The organism is Hungatella sp. SL.1.14 (genome assembly GCF_024460495.1).
Lineage (GTDB): Bacteria > Bacillota > Clostridia > Lachnospirales > Lachnospiraceae > Hungatella > Hungatella hathewayi.
The window spans coordinates 357659-374622 of sequence record NZ_JANFYJ010000001.1 but is presented as its reverse complement, the minus strand read 5'-3'; the positions used below and the strand labels follow the sequence as shown (position 1 = coordinate 374622).

11 protein-coding genes are annotated in these 16964 nt (G+C 50.4%); 8 read left to right on the top strand and 3 right to left on the bottom strand.

The window, feature by feature from the left end:
* Positions 1-10: 10 nt before the first annotated feature.
* Positions 11-1066 carry an L-threonine 3-dehydrogenase gene (gene tdh / locus NE473_RS01785; protein WP_022031194.1) on the bottom strand — a complete coding sequence of 352 codons (1056 nt, stop codon included), beginning with the start codon at positions 1064-1066 and terminating at the stop codon, positions 11-13.
* 384 nt (positions 1067-1450) lie between these two features.
* On the opposite strand from tdh, the gene NE473_RS01780 reads away from it, so the two are divergent.
* The 3 genes from NE473_RS01780 (at position 1451) to NE473_RS01770 (ending at position 5217) form a co-directional block, all read left to right on the top strand.
* On the top strand, positions 1451-2962 hold the full coding sequence (locus tag NE473_RS01780; protein WP_155560679.1) for a catalase: 1512 nt from the start codon (positions 1451-1453) through the stop codon (positions 2960-2962).
* Positions 2963-3211: 249 nt separating this feature from the next.
* The gene (locus NE473_RS01775) at positions 3212-4033 is read left to right on the top strand and encodes a hypothetical protein (RefSeq protein WP_055648971.1); all 822 of its coding nucleotides are present in this window, start codon (positions 3212-3214) and stop codon (positions 4031-4033) included.
* A complete protein-coding gene (locus NE473_RS01770; protein ID WP_055648970.1) occupies positions 4033-5217 on the top strand; it encodes a radical SAM/SPASM domain-containing protein in 1185 nt (394 codons plus the stop codon). The genes NE473_RS01775 and NE473_RS01770 overlap by 1 nt, the downstream gene beginning before the upstream one ends.
* Before the next feature lie 48 nt (positions 5218-5265).
* Here NE473_RS01770 and carB read toward each other — a convergent pair whose 3' ends face one another.
* Positions 5266-8493 carry a carbamoyl-phosphate synthase large subunit gene (carB, locus tag NE473_RS01765; RefSeq protein ID WP_055648969.1) on the bottom strand — a complete coding sequence of 1076 codons (3228 nt, stop codon included), beginning with the start codon at positions 8491-8493 and terminating at the stop codon, positions 5266-5268.
* Positions 8494-8736: 243 nt separating this feature from the next.
* Here carB and yicI point away from each other — a divergent pair, with 243 nt between their 5' ends.
* The 4 genes from yicI (at position 8737) to NE473_RS01745 (ending at position 14736) form a co-directional block, all read left to right on the top strand.
* Complete coding sequence (yicI, locus tag NE473_RS01760) at positions 8737-10989, top strand: alpha-xylosidase (protein ID WP_055648968.1); 2253 nt, start codon at positions 8737-8739, stop codon at positions 10987-10989.
* A gap of 143 nt (positions 10990-11132) precedes the next feature.
* On the top strand, positions 11133-12212 hold the full coding sequence (locus NE473_RS01755; RefSeq protein ID WP_055648967.1) for an ABC transporter substrate-binding protein: 1080 nt from the start codon (positions 11133-11135) through the stop codon (positions 12210-12212).
* A gap of 12 nt (positions 12213-12224) precedes the next feature.
* On the top strand, positions 12225-13979 hold the full coding sequence (locus tag NE473_RS01750; protein WP_022031201.1) for a sensor histidine kinase: 1755 nt from the start codon (positions 12225-12227) through the stop codon (positions 13977-13979).
* Positions 13972-14736 (top strand): response regulator transcription factor, encoded by a 765-nt coding sequence (locus NE473_RS01745; protein WP_022031202.1) that lies wholly within the window; start codon positions 13972-13974, stop codon positions 14734-14736. Before NE473_RS01750 ends, NE473_RS01745 begins: the two co-directional genes overlap by 8 nt.
* Before the next feature lie 74 nt (positions 14737-14810).
* On the opposite strand, the gene NE473_RS01740 is transcribed toward NE473_RS01745, so the two are convergent.
* Positions 14811-15095, bottom strand: a complete 285-nt coding sequence (locus NE473_RS01740; protein WP_055648966.1) for a hypothetical protein — start codon at positions 15093-15095, stop codon at positions 14811-14813.
* 379 nt (positions 15096-15474) lie between these two features.
* On the opposite strand from NE473_RS01740, the gene NE473_RS01735 reads away from it, so the two are divergent.
* On the top strand, positions 15475-16881 hold the full coding sequence (locus tag NE473_RS01735) for a hypothetical protein (protein WP_006777149.1): 1407 nt from the start codon (positions 15475-15477) through the stop codon (positions 16879-16881).
* Positions 16882-16964 lie beyond the last annotated feature (83 nt).

The window sequence follows — 16964 nt, the reverse complement described above, 5'->3', positions numbered from 1 at the left end:
AATCTCCTTTTTATTTATCATTGATGTGGGACCAGTCCAGAATAACTTTGCCCGACTGGCCGGATATCATAGCTTCAAATCCCTTTTCGTAATCACGGATATCAAACCGGTGCGTGATGATAGGTGAAATATCCAGGCCGGCCTGAACCATGGTGGTCATCTTATACCAGGTATCCCAGACTTTTCTGCCGTAAATACCGCGAAGATTCAGACCATTGAAAATAACCGTCTCTAAATCAACCGTGGTTTCCCGTCCCTGTAATCCCAACAGCGCGATCTTGCCGCCGTGCTTCATATTGTGGATCATATCGGAAAGACCTGCGGGACTTCCTGACATCTCCATGCCCACGTCAAATCCCTCTGTCATCCCGATCGCTTTCATCACATTGGTGAGAGTCTCTTTCCTCAGGTTGACGGTTCTCGTAGCACCCAGCTTTTTAGCAAGCTCCAGACGATAATCGTTTAAATCCGTGACGACCACATGGCGTGCTCCGCAGAACTTTGCAATCGCTGCAGCCATAATACCGATGGGCCCCGCCCCCGCGATCAGAACGTCTTCACCCAGAAGATCGTAGGAGAGCGCTGTATGGGCAGCGTTGCCGAACGGATCGAAGATGGAGTAGAGCTCTTCTGGTATATTGGGATTACAGGGCCACACATTGGAGGACGGAATCACCAGATATTCCGCAAACGCCCCGTTCCGGTTTACACCGACGCCCTTTGCATCCCGGCAGTTTTCTTTGTGGCCTTCCAGACAGTTCCGGCATTTGCCACAGGTGATGTGGCCTTCTCCGGATACCAGATCCCCCACCTGATGTCCGGTTACGCCTGCGCCTGTTTCGACGATCTCGCCCACGTATTCGTGGCCGGCAGTAAGACCAATCGGAATGGTGTGCTGCGCCCAGTCATTCCACTCATAGATGTGTACATCCGTACCGCAGATCGCTGTCTTATGAATCTTGATTTTTACATCATTCGGTCCGACAACAGGTACCGGCACGCGTTCCATCCAGAGGCCTTTCTCCGGTTTCTTTTTGGTCAGTGCCCACATGGTTTGTTCCTGCATGATATAAACCCCCTTTACAATACTTGATTATGAAACATGCTGTTTTCGGGTATCTTTTACCTACATTATAATGGGCAAAATAACAAATAGCAAGAAAAATATTCCGTATTAGGCGGACATTTTTACAAATAATGTATTTGTACAGCAAACACGAACGATTGTTTTTTTATGGCATACATTTGGAACCACGGGTGCTTCTCCGGAGTATTGGAAACATGGCGTGGCAAAGGTGCTGATCCCAAAAGCATAATTATTGATAATTTTGTATATAACGACAAAAATATAACGATTAATCGCAATGATAAAGTGCGATATGCACAAAAATATTTTGACTTTGTGCAGATGCAGGAATATAATGAAATTACAGATAAGAAGGAGGTACTTATGGATACAAAAGCGAAAAAACTAACAAATGAAGTGGGAGCACCGGTCGCTGAGAATGAACATTCGCTGACTGCGGGTCCGAGAGGCCCGGTCATGATGCAGGATGTCTGGCTCCTGGAGAAATTAGCACATTTTGACAGAGAAGTCATTCCGGAAAGACGCATGCATGCCAAGGGCTGGGGGGCTTACGGAACGTTTGAGTGTACCGAAGATATCTCCGCTTTTACGAAGGCAAAGGTGCTGCAGAAGGGCACAAAAACAGATGTTTTTGTACGCTTTTCAACTGTGGCAGGGGAGCGGGGAGCAGCTGATGCGGAGCGTGATATCCGCGGAGCAGCAATTAAGTTCTATACAGAAGAAGGAAACTGGGATCTGGTCGGGAATAATACCCCAACCTTCTTTCTGCGTGACGTGCATAATTTCCCGGATTTAAACCGTGCGGTAAAACGCGATCCCCAGACTGGTCTGCGCTCTGCACAGAACAACTGGGATTTCTGGACGTTGCTGCCGGAAACGTTCCATCAGACGACCATCGTGATGTCGGACCGCGGAATTCCCGCCTCTTTCCGCCATATGAACCTTTACGGAGAACACACCTTCAGCTTTTACAACAAAGATAATCAGCGTTTCTGGTGTAAATTCCATTTTATAACTCAGCAGGGAATTAAAAACCTGACGGATGAAGAGGCAGAAGCGCTGATTGCAAAAGACAGGGAAAGCCATGGCCGTGATCTGTATGAGTCGATCGTGAAAGGTGAATATCCCCGCTGGACCATGTATGTTCAGATCATGACAGAAGAGCAGGCAAGGAATCATTATGAGAATCCCTTTGATATTACAAAGATCTGGCGCCACAGGGAATTTCCGCTTCAGAAGGTGGGAGTGCTGGAGTTAAACCGCAATCCGGAAAATTATTTTGCAGAAGTGGAGCAGTCTGCCTTTACACCAGCCCATGTGGTACCCGGAATCGGTTTTTCACCGGATAAGTTCCTGCAGGGCCGCCTGTTTGTATACGGCGACGCACAGAGATACCGCCTGGGTATCAACTACAATCAGATTCCGGTCAACCGGCCTAAGGTCGAAGTCCATGATTACCACAGAGACGGCCTCATGCGGACGGACGGCAATTATGGAGGCGCTCCCGCGTATTCGCCCAACAGTATGGGAGACTGGGCGGCTCAGCCTGAGGTTATGGAACCGCCGCTTGATTTATCCGGATCGATGTATGCCTACGATCCACAGGACGATCCCACAGACGACTGCTTCCGGGCAGGCGGTGACCTGTGGCGAATCCTGCCAGAGGACAAGCGGGAGCTGCTGATTGGCAACACCGCAAGAAATATTGCGTCTGTCACAGAGAATATCAAATACCGCCATGCCGTTCACTGCTACTGGGCCGATGAAGAGTATGGGATCCGGATCACGGAGGCCATGGGCCTTGACTTAAACCGCGTTCTGGAACTGGCGGAGCCTCACAGCCATGAGAAACTGATTCAGGCTACGCTAAACTGACATACAAAGGAGAGATGGTTCCTTCCGGGGATCGTCAAAGCAGATTTCTATTATTGAAGACACAGGAAAAAGCGAGGCTTTTTGGGAAGACTTAAGAAGCCTTGCTTTTTCCTGTGTCGGAGGTACCGTACTGAATTCCTTCATCGGGCAAATGTTGCTTTCGTCCGGACAATTTGGTATACTTTTCTAATAGAAAACAGTAACCGGACGCAGAAGCACACAGCGAATTCCCGCAGAGGAGGATGAGCGATGAAGGTAAAAACGGTAACCAGATATAAAAAGCCCGGATACCCGGTAAAAGAGGAGATACTGGCGGATCCGCAGCTGTTGAGACGAATACCGTCCAGATGGGAAAAGAACGCATACGTTATGACGGCATTAGGTCTGACTGTATCCTTAAGCGCCTGCGGTGCAAGCACAGAAGGCGCCCGGGGAGCATCGGACAGGGTCGCTCCGGTCTTTATTCACGGCGGTGGAAGCGGGGCCTACGGCTGTGTTTCGGTCGTTTCGCCATACTTTCTGTCTGAAGAGGAGGCATTTGAGATCATACGGGCGGAGGCGGAAAGCTACGGCGGCCTCATACTGACACAGGAGGCCGCGCCGGAGTTGAAAAATGTAAAGCTTCCCGTCACGCATATCTATTCCGAACCAGAAAAAACGAAAGAAAAAACGGTGAAAGGCAGTCTCCAGACAGATGGTTGGGATCCGGATAAAAGGATCGCCATAGAGTTTGTGTCCAAGTCAGATGTCGGGAACTGGAAGGAGACGGAAGAGGGCGTATATGCAACCGTAGAGGGCTATGCGATCCAGGATACTGCGGTGAGGCTGCAAAAAAGCCTGGAAAAGGCCTCTCCGGAAGTGGCCGTAGGAATATTCTATGATCCTTATGACTACGGCGATTTGATCGAAGAGTACGATAAAATCCAGAAGAAGTACGAAAGCAGAGAGGGAAACTACTGGGCGGCCATGTCAGAAGAGCAGGATGATATGGCACGGGCAGCTGCCGAAGAGAATTTAAAGGCGCAGGTAAGGGACTTCATAGACTGGCTGAAGGGACAGGGGGTAATCTGATGCATATGACCCTGCACCTGACCAATGACTGTAATTTGCAGTGCAGTTACTGCTACGTATGTCAGAAACCGGAGTATATGAGCCGTTCCACCGCGGAACACGCAGTCCGCCTGGCAGCCGCTTCCGGAGAGCCTTCCTGCGGTATTATATTCTTTGGAGGGGAACCTCTTTTGTGCCGCGATACGATTCGCGATACGGTGGCATACTGCAGGGCCATGGAACGGGAAAAGCCTGTCCGGTTTCATTTTAAGATGACGACCAATGGAACGCTGCTGGACCGGGATTTTCTGGAGTTTTCCCGAAAAGAGAATATATTTATCGCTCTGTCCCACGACGGAACGAGAGCGGCTCACGATTTCTTCAGACGGGATCACGGCGGAGCAGGCACGTATGACCGCCTGGAGGGGGTGACGGACATGCTTCTGGCCTCTCGCCCCTATGCGCCGGTGATGATGACCGTCTCACCGGAAACAGCGGCAGAGTATGCGCAGGGGGTGAAGGAACTGTGGCAGAAGGGATTTCATTACTTCATCTGCAGCCTGAATTACGCAGGGAATTGGACGAAGGAATCGGTTCGTGAATTAAGACGCCAGTACCGGGAGCTGGCTGATTTTTACTATGAACTGACGAAGCGGGAGGAGAAATTTTATTTCAGCCCCTTTGAGGTGAAGATAGCCAGCCATATTCAGGGAAAACAGTACTGCCACGAACGGTGTGAGCTGGGAAGAAAACAGATATCCGTCGCCCCTGACGGCCTCCTCTATCCCTGTACCCAGTTTGTGGAGCACAGAGAGTTCTCGATCGGGGATGTCGTGAGCGGAATCGATGAGAAAAAGCGTACGGAGCTGTTTGAACGCAATGAACTGGAAAAAGAGGAGTGTAAGGGCTGTGCCGTCATGGGCCGCTGCAACTGTCACTGCGGCTGCCTGAATTATCAGGTGACAGGCAGTATAGACCACGTGGCTCCCATGCTGTGCCAGCATGAACGAATCGTGATACCGGTCGTTGACAAGCTGGCCAAACGGTTGTTCCAGGAACGAAACGGAATGTTTATACAGAAGCATTACAACGATGTGTTTCCGCTGATCTCCATGGTGGAAGACATGGTGAAACCGGAAAAACGAGGCACGCAGATTTCCAATGAAACAATTCTTCCGAAGCATAAAAGCACCGACAACGATTGATTTCAACCGTTATCGGTGCTTTTGGATTCTTACATTAGAAAAGTAAGGTTATTCTTTATCCCTGATTTCGCTGTGCAGAGACTGAAGCGAATGAACCTCTCCTCTGCCGTGTTCCTTAACATACCGGATACCACTGGCTGTTGCCTTTGCAGCGGCGATTGTGGTCATGTAAGGAATCTTCCCCTTGATGGCGGCTTTTCTTAAATAGCTGTCATCATGGATGCTGTCTTTTCCGACCGGAGAGTTGACAATTAACTGGATCTGTCCGTTGGTAATCATGTCCAAAATGTTGGGACGTCCCTCATAAAGCTTATTGACGCGAGTTGCAGGAATTCCGGCATCGTGAATCAGTTCATAGGTATTTCCGGTGGCCACGATCTTAAATCCGTCCTCGTGGAAGCTTCTGGCCACCTCCACAACTTCGGCTTTGTCCTTGCGGTTGACGGAAATTAAAACCGTACCCTCCAGCGGAAGCTTGTTCTGTGTCGCCTCCTGCGCCTTATAGAACGCTTCGCCGTAGGAGTGGGAGAGTCCAAGCACTTCGCCGGTAGAACGCATCTCCGGCCCTAAGATCGGGTCTACTTCCTGGAACATATTGAACGGGAATACCGCCTCCTTCACACCGTAGTTCGGAATGATCTGTTCCTTTAAGGACGGCACAGGTGACGGACGTCCGGTCAGTTCGGCCGTAATGATATCGGTAGCCAGAGGCACCATGCGAATGTTGCAGACCTTGGATACCAGCGGCACGGTACGGGAGGCACGCGGATTGGCTTCCAATACGTATACTCTGTCATTTTCAATGGCATACTGCATGTTCATCAGGCCGACCACGTGCATTTCTTCCGCAATTTTACGGGTATATTCCTTGATTGTCTCCACGTTTTCCGGAGAGATCTGCACGGACGGAATGATGCAGGCGGAGTCCCCGGAGTGAACGCCGGCCAGCTCTATATGCTCCATGACTGCCGGCACAAATGCGTGAGTTCCGTCGCTGATCGCATCCGCCTCACATTCCATGGCGTGATTTAAGAAACGGTCGATCAGAATCGGCCTGTCAGGAGTGACTCCCACGGCGGCTTTCATATAGCCGATCATGCTTTCATCATCATACACGACCTCCATTCCCCGGCCGCCCAGCACGTAGGAAGGACGAACCATCACCGGATAACCGATCTTTGCCGCGATTGCCAGCGCCTCTTCCACGTTAACTGCCATCCCGGATTCCGGCATCGGAATCTCCAGCTTCTCCATCATGGCCCGGAACAAATCACGGTCCTCGGCAAGATCGATGACGGATGGCGGTGTTCCTAAAATCTTCACACCGTTCTTTTCCAAATCCGCTGCAAGATTTAACGGTGTCTGGCCGCCGAACTGGGCGATCACACCCGCAGGCTGTTCTTTCTTATAGATGCTCAGCACATCTTCCAGAGTCAGCGGTTCGAAATACAGTTTGTCAGAGGTATCGTAGTCGGTCGATACGGTCTCAGGATTACAGTTGACAATGATGGTCTCAAAGCCCAGCTTTTTAAGGGCAAGAGAGGCGTGAACACAGCAGTAATCGAACTCAATACCCTGGCCGATCCGGTTGGGACCGCCGCCCAGAATCATGATCTTCGGCTTCTCTGTGCTGACCGGGTTCCGGTCCGGTGCGTTATAGGTAGAGTAGTAGTAAGCGCTGTCTTCAGTCCCGCTCACATGAATCCCTTCCCATGCTTCTTCCACACCGATGGCAATGCGGTGATTCCGAATGGTTTCTTCCGGAATCTGGAGAAGCTGGCTTAAGTATTTATCGGAGAAACCGTCTTTTTTTGCGGCGGTAAGCATCTCATCGGAAGGAAGTCCGCCTCTGCAGGACAGAAGTGCTTCCTCTTCCTCAACCAGTTCCTTCATCTGCTCGATAAACCAGGTCTTCACTCTGGTGATCTCATGAATCTCTTCCACAGAGGCGCCTTTTCTTAACGCTTCATACATAATGAAATGGCGCTCACTGGAAGGGGTAACCAGCATATGGAGCAGCTGTTCTTTTGTGCGCATGTCGAAATCCTTTGCATGCCCCAGTCCATAGCGTCCCGTCTCCAGACTGCGGATTGCTTTCTGGAACGCTTCCTTATAGGTTTTGCCCACACTCATGACTTCGCCTACGGCACGCATCTGGGTTCCCAGCTTGTCCTCCACGCCTTTGAATTTTTCAAACGCCCAGCGTGCAAATTTGATTACCACATAATCGCCATCCGGAACGTATTTGTCCAGGGTGCCGTATTTTCCACAGGGGATATCCTTTAATGTCAGGCCGGTAGCCAGCATGGCGGACACCAGTGCGATAGGGAAGCCGGTAGCCTTGGAAGCCAGCGCCGAGGAACGGGAGGTCCGCGGATTGATCTCAATGACGATAATGCGGTCCGAAACGGGATCATGAGCGAACTGCACGTTGGTGCCGCCTATCACCTGAACGGATTCCACAATTTTGTAAGCCTGTTCCTGCAGGCGCTTCTGACACTCCGGAGATATGGTCAGCATGGGGGCCGAACAGAAGGAGTCTCCCGTATGAACGCCTAACGGATCTATATTTTCAATAAAGCAGACGGTGATCATACGGCCTTCGCTGTCGCGCACGATCTCCAGCTCCAGCTCTTCCCAGCCGAGAATGGATTCTTCTACCAGAACCTGTCCTACCAGGCTGGCCTGTAAGCCTCTGGCACAGACGGTCTTAAGCTCGTCTCTGTTGTATACGAGACCGCCGCCTGCACCGCCCATGGTATAGGCCGGACGCAGTACGACGGGATACCCCAGCTGATCTGCGATTTTTAATGCCTCGTCCACGCTGTAAGCCACCTCACTGCGGGCCATCTCGATGCCGAGTTCATTCATGGCCTTCTTGAATTCGACACGGTCCTCGCCGCGTTCGATGGCATCCACCTGTACACCGATCACCTTCACGTTGTATTTTTCCAGAATTCCTGCTTTATTAAGCTCGGAGCACAAATTTAAGCCAGACTGGCCGCCGAGGTTGGGAAGCAGAGCATCGGGCCGCTCCTTTGCGATAATCTGCTCTAAACGTTCCACGTTGAGCGGCTCGATATACGTTACATCCGCCGTCTCCGGGTCTGTCATGATCGTAGCGGGGTTGGAATTGACCAGTACAATTTCGTATCCCAGTTTCCGAAGCGCCTTGCAGGCCTGAGTACCGGAGTAGTCGAACTCGCATGCCTGACCGATGATGATCGGGCCGGAACCGATAATTAGTACTTTGTGAATATCCGTTCTCTGTGACATTATAATGTCCTCCTTGTAAAATGTAGACTCATCTATAGAATAATGATTCGATCTAGTCTATTCTAGTATAAGGCGGCCAAGTTTGAAAGTATTTTTTTCAATAATTGGCAAAAAATATGCATATTTTTCCCGAAAAGGGTGGGTAAATTTTCAACCTTCCTGTATTTATATTCACTGCTTATAATTACTTATAATAATAGAAAATGAAAGGGAAAACGGCACGCCGTTTTGAGAGGGTACGCAATGAAATTTACAGAAGGATACTGGTGTATAAAAAAAGAGATTACGCCGCTTTACGCAGTGGAGTACGCAGACAGCAGACAGAACGGAACTGAACTTACCGTATATGCGCCGGGGAAACATATATCAGACCGCGGCGACTGTCTGAATGTAGGGATGCTGACAATTCGGCTGACCAGTCCGATGGAGGATGTCATCCGGGTGTCTGTCAGCCATTTTGACGGTACGGTCATCCGCGGTCCTTTTGCCCGGATTTACGGTACACCGCCTCACACCGTGATTGAGGAAACCGACGAAGAGATTCGCTACCGCAGCGGCCGTACCACCGCGGTGATTGATAAAAGGCCGAATTCCTGGGGAATCCGTTTTCTGGACGGAGACAGGGAACTGACGAATACCGGTTTTCGGAATATGGCATATTTGACAAATCGGGAGACCGGAAAATGTTACATGGCAGAACAGCTTGCCATCGACGTGGATGAATATATCTACGGTCTGGGAGAACGCTACACTCCATTCGTAAAAAACGGACAGAGTGTGGAGATGTGGAATGAGGATGGCGGAACAGCCAGTGAGATTACGTATAAAAATATTCCGTTTTACATTACCAACAAAGGATATGGCGTCCTTCTGGAAAACGAAGGGGATGCCGCCTATGAGATTGCCAGCGAGAAGGTGGAACGCGTACAGTTCTCCGTGGAAGGGGAACGCCTTGACTACTGTGTGATTAACGGATCCAGTCCGAAAGGAACCATTTCCAAATATACGGAACTGACCGGCAGACCAGCCCTTCCTCCGGCCTGGTCCTTCGGATTGTGGCTCACGACCTCCTTTACGACCAGTTACGATGAGAAGACCACCTCCGGGTTTATAAACGGTATGGCGGACCGTGATATTCCCCTGCACGTCTTTCACTTTGACTGCTACTGGATGGAGGCGTTTGAGTGGTGCAATTTCACCTGGGATCCGAAGACATTTCCGGATCCGGAAGGAATGCTGAAACGCTGCCATGACAGAGGCTTAAAAATCTGTGTGTGGATCAATCCCTATATCGCACAGAAATCGCCCCTGTTTGAAGAGGGGAGGAGACTGGGATATCTGATAAAAAAAGAGAATGGAGACGTGTGGCAGACGGATATGTGGCAGGCTGGCATGGGGCTGGTGGATTTCACCAATCCGGGCGCTGCGGCCTGGTACCAGGCGAAGCTGAAAGTGCTTCTGGATATGGGGGCAGACTGCTTTAAAACGGACTTCGGAGAGCGGATTCCGGTAAAGGATATTGCTTATTACGACGGCTCTGATCCGGTGAAGATGCATAATTATTATACGCATCTTTACAATCAGACCGTGTTTGAACTTTTGGAGAGAGAGCGGGGAACCGGAGATGCCGTGGTTTTTGCGCGTTCTGCAACTGTGGGAGGCCAGCAGTTTCCTGTACACTGGGGCGGTGACTGCTCCGCCACGTATTCTTCCATGGCGGAGACTATCCGCAGCGGCCTTTCCCTGGCATGCGCGGGCTTTGGATTCTGGAGTCACGACATCAGCGGTTTTGAGAATACGGCTTCGGCCGATATTTATAAAAGGTGGTGCCAGTTTGGCCTTCTGAGCTCCCACAGCCGCCTCCACGGATCCTCCTCCTACCGTGTTCCGTGGCTCTTTGATGAGGAGGCGTGCCTCGTACTGCGGAAGTTTGTAAAACTGAAATGCGCGTTGATGCCGTATCTCTATCTGCAGGCGGTTACGGCTCATGAGGAGGGGATTCCAATGATGCGTCCGATGTTTGTGGAATTTCCGGGCGACCGGGCCTGCGAGACACTGGATAAACAGTATATGCTGGGCGATTCCCTGCTTACTGCACCGATCTTTAAGGAATCCGGCGAGGTGGAGTATTACCTGCCGGAAGGAATCTGGGTAAACTTACTGACCGGAAAAACCGTGACTGGCGGAAGATGGCAGAAGGAGACTCATGACTACTTCTCCCTGCCTCTCATGGTCCGGCCGGGCAGTGTGATAGCAGTCGGAAGCAATCGTGAAAAACCGGATTACAACTATGCGGAAGGCGTCAGATTCCTGCTGTATCTGCCGGAGACTGGGATGAAGGCTGAGACTGCTGTGACGGATCTGACCGGAAAAACCGTGATGACCGCCTGTGCGGAGCGGGAAGGGAACACGATTCGCCTTACGGTAAATGGCGGAAACAATGATTATACGTACGAGGTTCTGGGGGAAGAACTGCTTTCCGTCGTCTGCAGCTGAGAAGGAGGCCGCGCCTTTTTCTCTCAGGCCTGGGTGCAGTAACAGCATCCAGACTCACAGAAAATAAGAGTGTGCGTCCATATTGGAATTCTTTTCCTGAGATGGTATAATGGAAAAAGTGATTCTCCAAGGGGGAGGTATGTATGGACAACGCAATCAGATCAGAAAAACGAATTTGGCGGAAACAGGCTGCCAGGGCCGTGAAGGGTATGGCCCTGTTGTTCCTGTTATCCGCCGTTTTATACGGCTGCAGCAAAACAGGAAAAGGCGGAGCCGGAACCGCTGCCGGTCAGCAGGCGGAGATTTACGGAGTCAGCGAGGACAAAAAGCTGATTGTATACACTTCCCATAAAGAAGAGGTGTACGGCCCGATTATCAGGGAATTTGAAGAGCGCACCGGCATCTGGGTCGAGGTGAGGGATGGCGGTTCTACAGAACTTCTGGAGGCCATTGCGGGGGAGGCCGGGCAGCAGACGTGTGACATCATGTTTGGCGGCGGGGTCGAAAGCTATGATGCATACCGGGAGTATTTTGAACCATACCGGTGTAAGCTGATTGATAAACTGGACGACCGGTATTTGTCTCCGGATGACAGATGGACCGCGTTCACAGAGCTGCCCATCGTGTTTATTTATAACAATAAGCTGGTAAGCGGAGAGACGGCTCCCCACAGCTGGAAAGACTTTCTGGATGACGAGTGGCGGGGGAAGATCGCATTTGCAGCGCCTGGAAAATCGGGTACCAGCTATACGGCTCTGGCCACCATGATTTTAGTGCTTGATATGGACGAGCGGGAGCTGATGGAGGATTTTGTATACGCTCTGGATGGAAATGTATCAGCCGGTTCCGGAGAAGTCGTGGATGAGGTCAGCACAGGAATTCGTCTTGTCGGAATTACTCTGGAGGAGACAGCGAAGAAGCGGATTGCCAAAGGGGCGGATATCTCCATGATTTATCCGGAGGAAGGCACCAGTACCGTGCCGGACGGCTGCGCTCTGGTTAAGGGGGCTCCCCACGAAGACAATGCAAAGCTGTTTATTGATTTTACAGTCAGCGATGATGTTCAGAATCTGATTATGGACCAGTTCTGCCGCCGGACGGTGAGGAAGGACCTGCAGATGAAAGCAGCGGGCGAAGACATGAAGATCATGGATTTCGATCTCAAATGGGCCAGTGCGCATCAGGACGAGATCCTGGAACTGTGGTCGGAACTGATCCGGTAGAGAGGAAAAGCAATGTGGAACTTTATCAGAAAATCGTTTAAACGGGAACTTCTCGTAAGCTTTGTGGCCGTCGCGCTGCTTCCTCTGATACTCAGCTGTATCTTTCTGATTCAGATGTTCAAAGTGAAACTGGAGCGCGACTATCAGAAAAAGGATCTGGAACAGGCGGCCGTCATGGAGGAGAAGCTGACCACCCTGTTTCAAACCATCGATGACGTGACGCTGCATCTGAGTAAAGAGCCTGAGATCGCCGCTTCCATCAGAGAATCGGGAAACCGCGGAAGAAGCGCAGTCTATGCGAAACTGTACGAGGAGACTGCCAGCCTGCGGGAGATGGCTCAGTTTGACCTCTACTCGGAGGAGGGAATCTGTCTCTATTCCACCGGTGCAGGCATGTTTCACACTCAGCTCCCGGTTTACTGGGGAATCTTAAAGGTGGCAGAGGCCCATCCGGATGAGATGACGGTACGTCGTGAGAAGGAGTATTCCGGATCTTCCAATATTCTGCTGCGGGCCGCCCGCCCTGTCCTGGATTCAGAAGACAGCAGTGTGGGCTACGTTCTGGTAAGTATCAACGGATCCAATTTTGAAAAGATTCTGGGCGGTACTTACGGCAGCCAGGATGGAATCTGTATCTTAAATAATTTCTGGGAACCTGTCTACAGTACCGGAACCGCAGTCCGCGAGGAGATTGGGACGGTTCTGAGGCGCCGCCTGATGGCGGGCGAAGCGGTCGATGAACCTTTTCACAACAACAGCGTTTATATATCGGAAATTGGCAGGACGGGACTTTACAGCGTTTTTCTCCGGCCAAAGGTATTTACAGCCGATACGACGAAATCCATGTACAGCGTATTAATTGTTATGACGGCCGCCAGCCTGATGCTTTGTGCAGCGGTTGCGGCCAAGATGAGCAACCATCTGTCCCGGCCGATTCAGAGTCTGAATGAGGCGATGCATGAGGTGCAGAGCGGTAATCTCGAAGCAAGAGTCCATTCCACGAGAAATGATGAGTTTGGCCAGCTTTCCGAAAGCTTCAATACCATGGCATCGGAGCTGAAGACGTATATGGAAATGCAGGTCAGCCAGCAGAAGAAGCTGAATGAGGTGCAGATCGCAATGATGCAGGCTCAGTTAAACCCTCATTTCCTGTACAATACACTGGATACGATGAAATGGGTTGCCAAGGCGAACCACATCCCGGAGATCGCCACGCTTGCGGCAAAGCTTGCGAAAATCCTGCGGACCAGTATCTCCAACGCCCAGTTTATCACTCTGAAGGAGGAACTGGAGCTCGTGGACTGCTATGCAGAGATACAGAAGATCCGTTTTCAGGGAAAGTTCTGCTTTGATTACGAGCTTCCGGAGGAACTTGCGGGCTGCGTGGTTCCGAAGCTAGTCGTTCAGCCCATCGTGGAGAATGCCATGATACACGGCCTGAAAGACTGTGAGGAAGGCCATATTCTCGTCAGGGCGTGTTCGAAGGAAGGACGGCTCTTTATAGAGGTGATGGATGACGGCTGCGGAATCAGCGACGAGGTGCTGAACCATTTAAATAACCGGGGGGCAGGAGCAGGCGTCCCGGAAGAAGGCGGAGAGGAAGCGCTGCTCCGTCTTGGACACATCGGCTTTTATAATGTAGACACGATCATCCGGCTGCACTACGGCGCAGAATACGGACTGTCAGTCTGCAGGCCGGAAGGAGGAGGCACGAAGGTGACCATCATGATTCCGGTCAGACAGGGAGAGGAGTTATGTGATGCTTAAGGTATTGGTAATCGACGATGAGGTATTTGTGAGAAAAGGGATCGTTATGGAGACAGACTGGGCGTCCTTAGACTGTATGGTGGCCGGTGAGGCGGCGAATGGTCTGGAAGGGCTGGAGGCGTGCCGTAAATACAATCCGGATCTGATCATTTCCGATATCCGGATGCCGAAGATGGATGGAATCGAGATGCTGAAAATTCTTCGGGAAGAGGGAAACGATGTCTCCGTCATCTTTCTGACCGCCTACAGCGAATTTGAATATGCCAGAAATGCGTTAAAGCTCCTGGCTTTCGATTATTTACTGAAACCGTTTGAGGATGGGGAACTGGAAGACGCGGTCAGCCGGGTACGGGATAAGCTGGTAAGAGAGCGGGAAGAAAAAGAACGCCGGGAAGAGTCAAAGATTCTTTCGCCCGGAGCCAGGACGGGCGATAAGAGCCGATATATTAAAGAGGCCATCGCGTACATAACGGAACACTATAATGACAGTGACTTAAGTGTGGGCACCATCGCCGAGTCTCTGGGAATCAGCGAGGGACACTTAAGTCATCTGTTTAAGAAGGAGACGGATTACACCGTCATGGCCTATATAACCCGCTGCAGAATAAGGGAAGCGATGAAGCTTTTAACCAACTGCCGTTATAAGGTATACGAGGTGGGAGAGATGGTCGGATACCGCGACATCACCTATTTTTCCAGCACATTTAAGAAAATAGCGGGAGTTACGCCCTCCGAATACCAGGCTGCAAATTCTTAGGACCACACGGCCGGAAGACTGCGGACGCTCTGACGCTGATTCAGCGTGCAGAGGATTCCCCGTCTTTCCGTGGTTCAGTCACAGTCAAAGATCGTCTTCGCGGAAAGCAGGCTGCCGTACTTTGATTTCCAGTCGCGGTGAATATCAGAGGCGTCGAAAACAGGAAGCGCACCGCGTTCCATTTCCAACAAAATCATAAAATCGTATCTGTTTGGCAGATCAATCACGGAAGGATAGAAGGATACCCGGTGGATACCTTCTATTTTTTCTGCCTTTTTAAAGAGAGTTTCTATTTCAGGATACAGGGCGGCTTTCTCCTGGACAGTTTCAGAAAATTTTACGATGATATAGTGCTTCATGGCTGTGTTGCCTCCTTTTCTGGTTTCTTCATTGTATCAAGTATATCATAAGCAGGTAATCATTGAAACAGATGGTATATGAAAAAATACAGTGACCACAGTGTCAGGAACCGAAATAATCACCAATCCGCACTGGGATTTCTGATTATTTCAGAGCAAACGCGTACAATATAGATAAAAATAAATGTGCATAAACGAAAAAAATAATGCAAAATGTCAGAATAGGCAAAGGAATAACAGGATAGTCCAGTTCAAAATGACGAAGAGACCAGATATAATGAGTACATCAGATGATGCTGCAGCATCGAAAAGGCAGGAAAAGAAGAAGGAGGAGTAAGAAGTGAAAAAACAAATTTTATCAGCAGTTCTAATCAGTACCATGTTGGCGGCAACACTGGCCGGCTGCGGTTCCAAGGCAGCGGATCCAACGACCGCAGCACCGGCAGCCCAGACAGAGGCTGCGAAAGGGGAGGAGACGAAGGCTCCTGAGACCGAAGCAAAGGCAGAGGAACCGAAAGCGGATGATGGGAACCTTTCAGAAGTAGAGAAGATCATCAAAGAAGCCGAGTCCATGAGTATGGAAGAACTGGCAAAGAAGGCGATTGAAGAGTCCAACGGAAAAACGTTCTACGGAGTCGGAAACTCCAGCCGTGGAAAGACAGCCCTTCCGTTGTTCATCGAATACTTACAGTCGGTCGATCCGTCCTATACGATGGAATATGAATGGCAGCAGCCAAAGAACAATAAGATCTTTGAACAGTTATCGGCAGACTCCTTAAAATCCACCGGAACATTTGCCATGACACTGATCCAGGATGGCAATCAGATTGAGTCCAAGATGGTTCAGACCGGAATTTTAAAGACCTTTATTCCGAAGGAATGGGCGGAGGCCAACGGAACCACCGCAGATGCGTACACAGGATTTCTTCCGTTACAGACACTGAACAAAGTATTTATGTACAACTCTACGGGAACTGCTGAATTTAACAACTGCTGGGATTTCGTGGCAGAGGGCGTTCACCCGTTATACATGGATATTGACTCAGAGGTGGTAGGCAAGAACTTCCTGTACATGCTGACAGAAGATAAGTATGCCGGCTGGTTAAAAGACGCGTATGATGCATTAGACAGCAGCAAACAGGCTTATTTCAAACCGGTCATCGACGAGATGGCAACGGATGCCGCTGATTTGGGGCTCGGTGAAAACGGCGCCTACGCTCTCGCATGGATCAAGCTCTGGGTAGAGAACTACAATGAGCAGACTGATGACGGTCCGATCTGCAACACACTGGTATCCAAGACGGCAACTGACCAGTGCGGACTTCTCGTCTATTCAAAGCTCCGTTCCGTAGAGGAATCATCGGAAGTATCTGTTAACAATATCAAGGTTGCGGCTTATCAGGATGGCTATAAAGGCATCGGCGGCTACGGCTACTGCCATTACTTATTCCTGACCAACAACAGCCCGCTTCCGTGGACCTCCTGTGCATTCATCGCTTATATGACCAACACGGCAGACGGATTCTCCGCATGGGGCAAAGATATGGGCGGTTATTCTTCCAATCCAAAGGTTATGGAAGAGACTGAAAAGATCTACGGCCACAGCAAGGGCGGTTACAACGACAAGGGCGAAAACGAATTTGACAGCAAGAATGACAGAGGATATGAGTGGTGGACCACCGACGGCGAGCTGGTTCTGGAAGATCCGGAATACTGCGCAGATGTATCCTTTACCGTAGGAAGCTGGATTGAGCTGCTGACAAAATACAGCGATTCAGCTCAGTAGCCGATTACTCGCAGCAATAAGATAACGGGTGTGCCGCATTAAGGCTGTTCTTAATGCGGCAGCCCATTTTATAAGGAGTTAGC

Bases quoted from the DNA above. Each gene is read 5' to 3' on its own strand.
- tdh (WP_022031194.1), bottom strand. From the start codon at position 1,066: ATGCAGGAACAAACCATGTGGGCACTGACCAAAAAGAAACCGGAGAAA.
- NE473_RS01780 (WP_155560679.1), top strand. From the start codon at position 1,451: ATGGATACAAAAGCGAAAAAACTAACAAATGAAGTGGGAGCACCGGTC.
- NE473_RS01775 (WP_055648971.1), top strand. From the start codon at position 3,212: ATGAAGGTAAAAACGGTAACCAGATATAAAAAGCCCGGATACCCGGTA.
- NE473_RS01770 (WP_055648970.1), top strand. From the start codon at position 4,033: ATGCATATGACCCTGCACCTGACCAATGACTGTAATTTGCAGTGCAGT.
- carB (WP_055648969.1), bottom strand. From the start codon at position 8,493: ATGTCACAGAGAACGGATATTCACAAAGTACTAATTATCGGTTCCGGC.
- yicI (WP_055648968.1), top strand. From the start codon at position 8,737: ATGAAATTTACAGAAGGATACTGGTGTATAAAAAAAGAGATTACGCCG.
- NE473_RS01755 (WP_055648967.1), top strand. From the start codon at position 11,133: ATGGACAACGCAATCAGATCAGAAAAACGAATTTGGCGGAAACAGGCT.
- NE473_RS01750 (WP_022031201.1), top strand. From the start codon at position 12,225: ATGTGGAACTTTATCAGAAAATCGTTTAAACGGGAACTTCTCGTAAGC.
- NE473_RS01745 (WP_022031202.1), top strand. From the start codon at position 13,972: ATGCTTAAGGTATTGGTAATCGACGATGAGGTATTTGTGAGAAAAGGG.
- NE473_RS01740 (WP_055648966.1), bottom strand. From the start codon at position 15,095: ATGAAGCACTATATCATCGTAAAATTTTCTGAAACTGTCCAGGAGAAA.
- NE473_RS01735 (WP_006777149.1), top strand. From the start codon at position 15,475: ATGTTGGCGGCAACACTGGCCGGCTGCGGTTCCAAGGCAGCGGATCCA.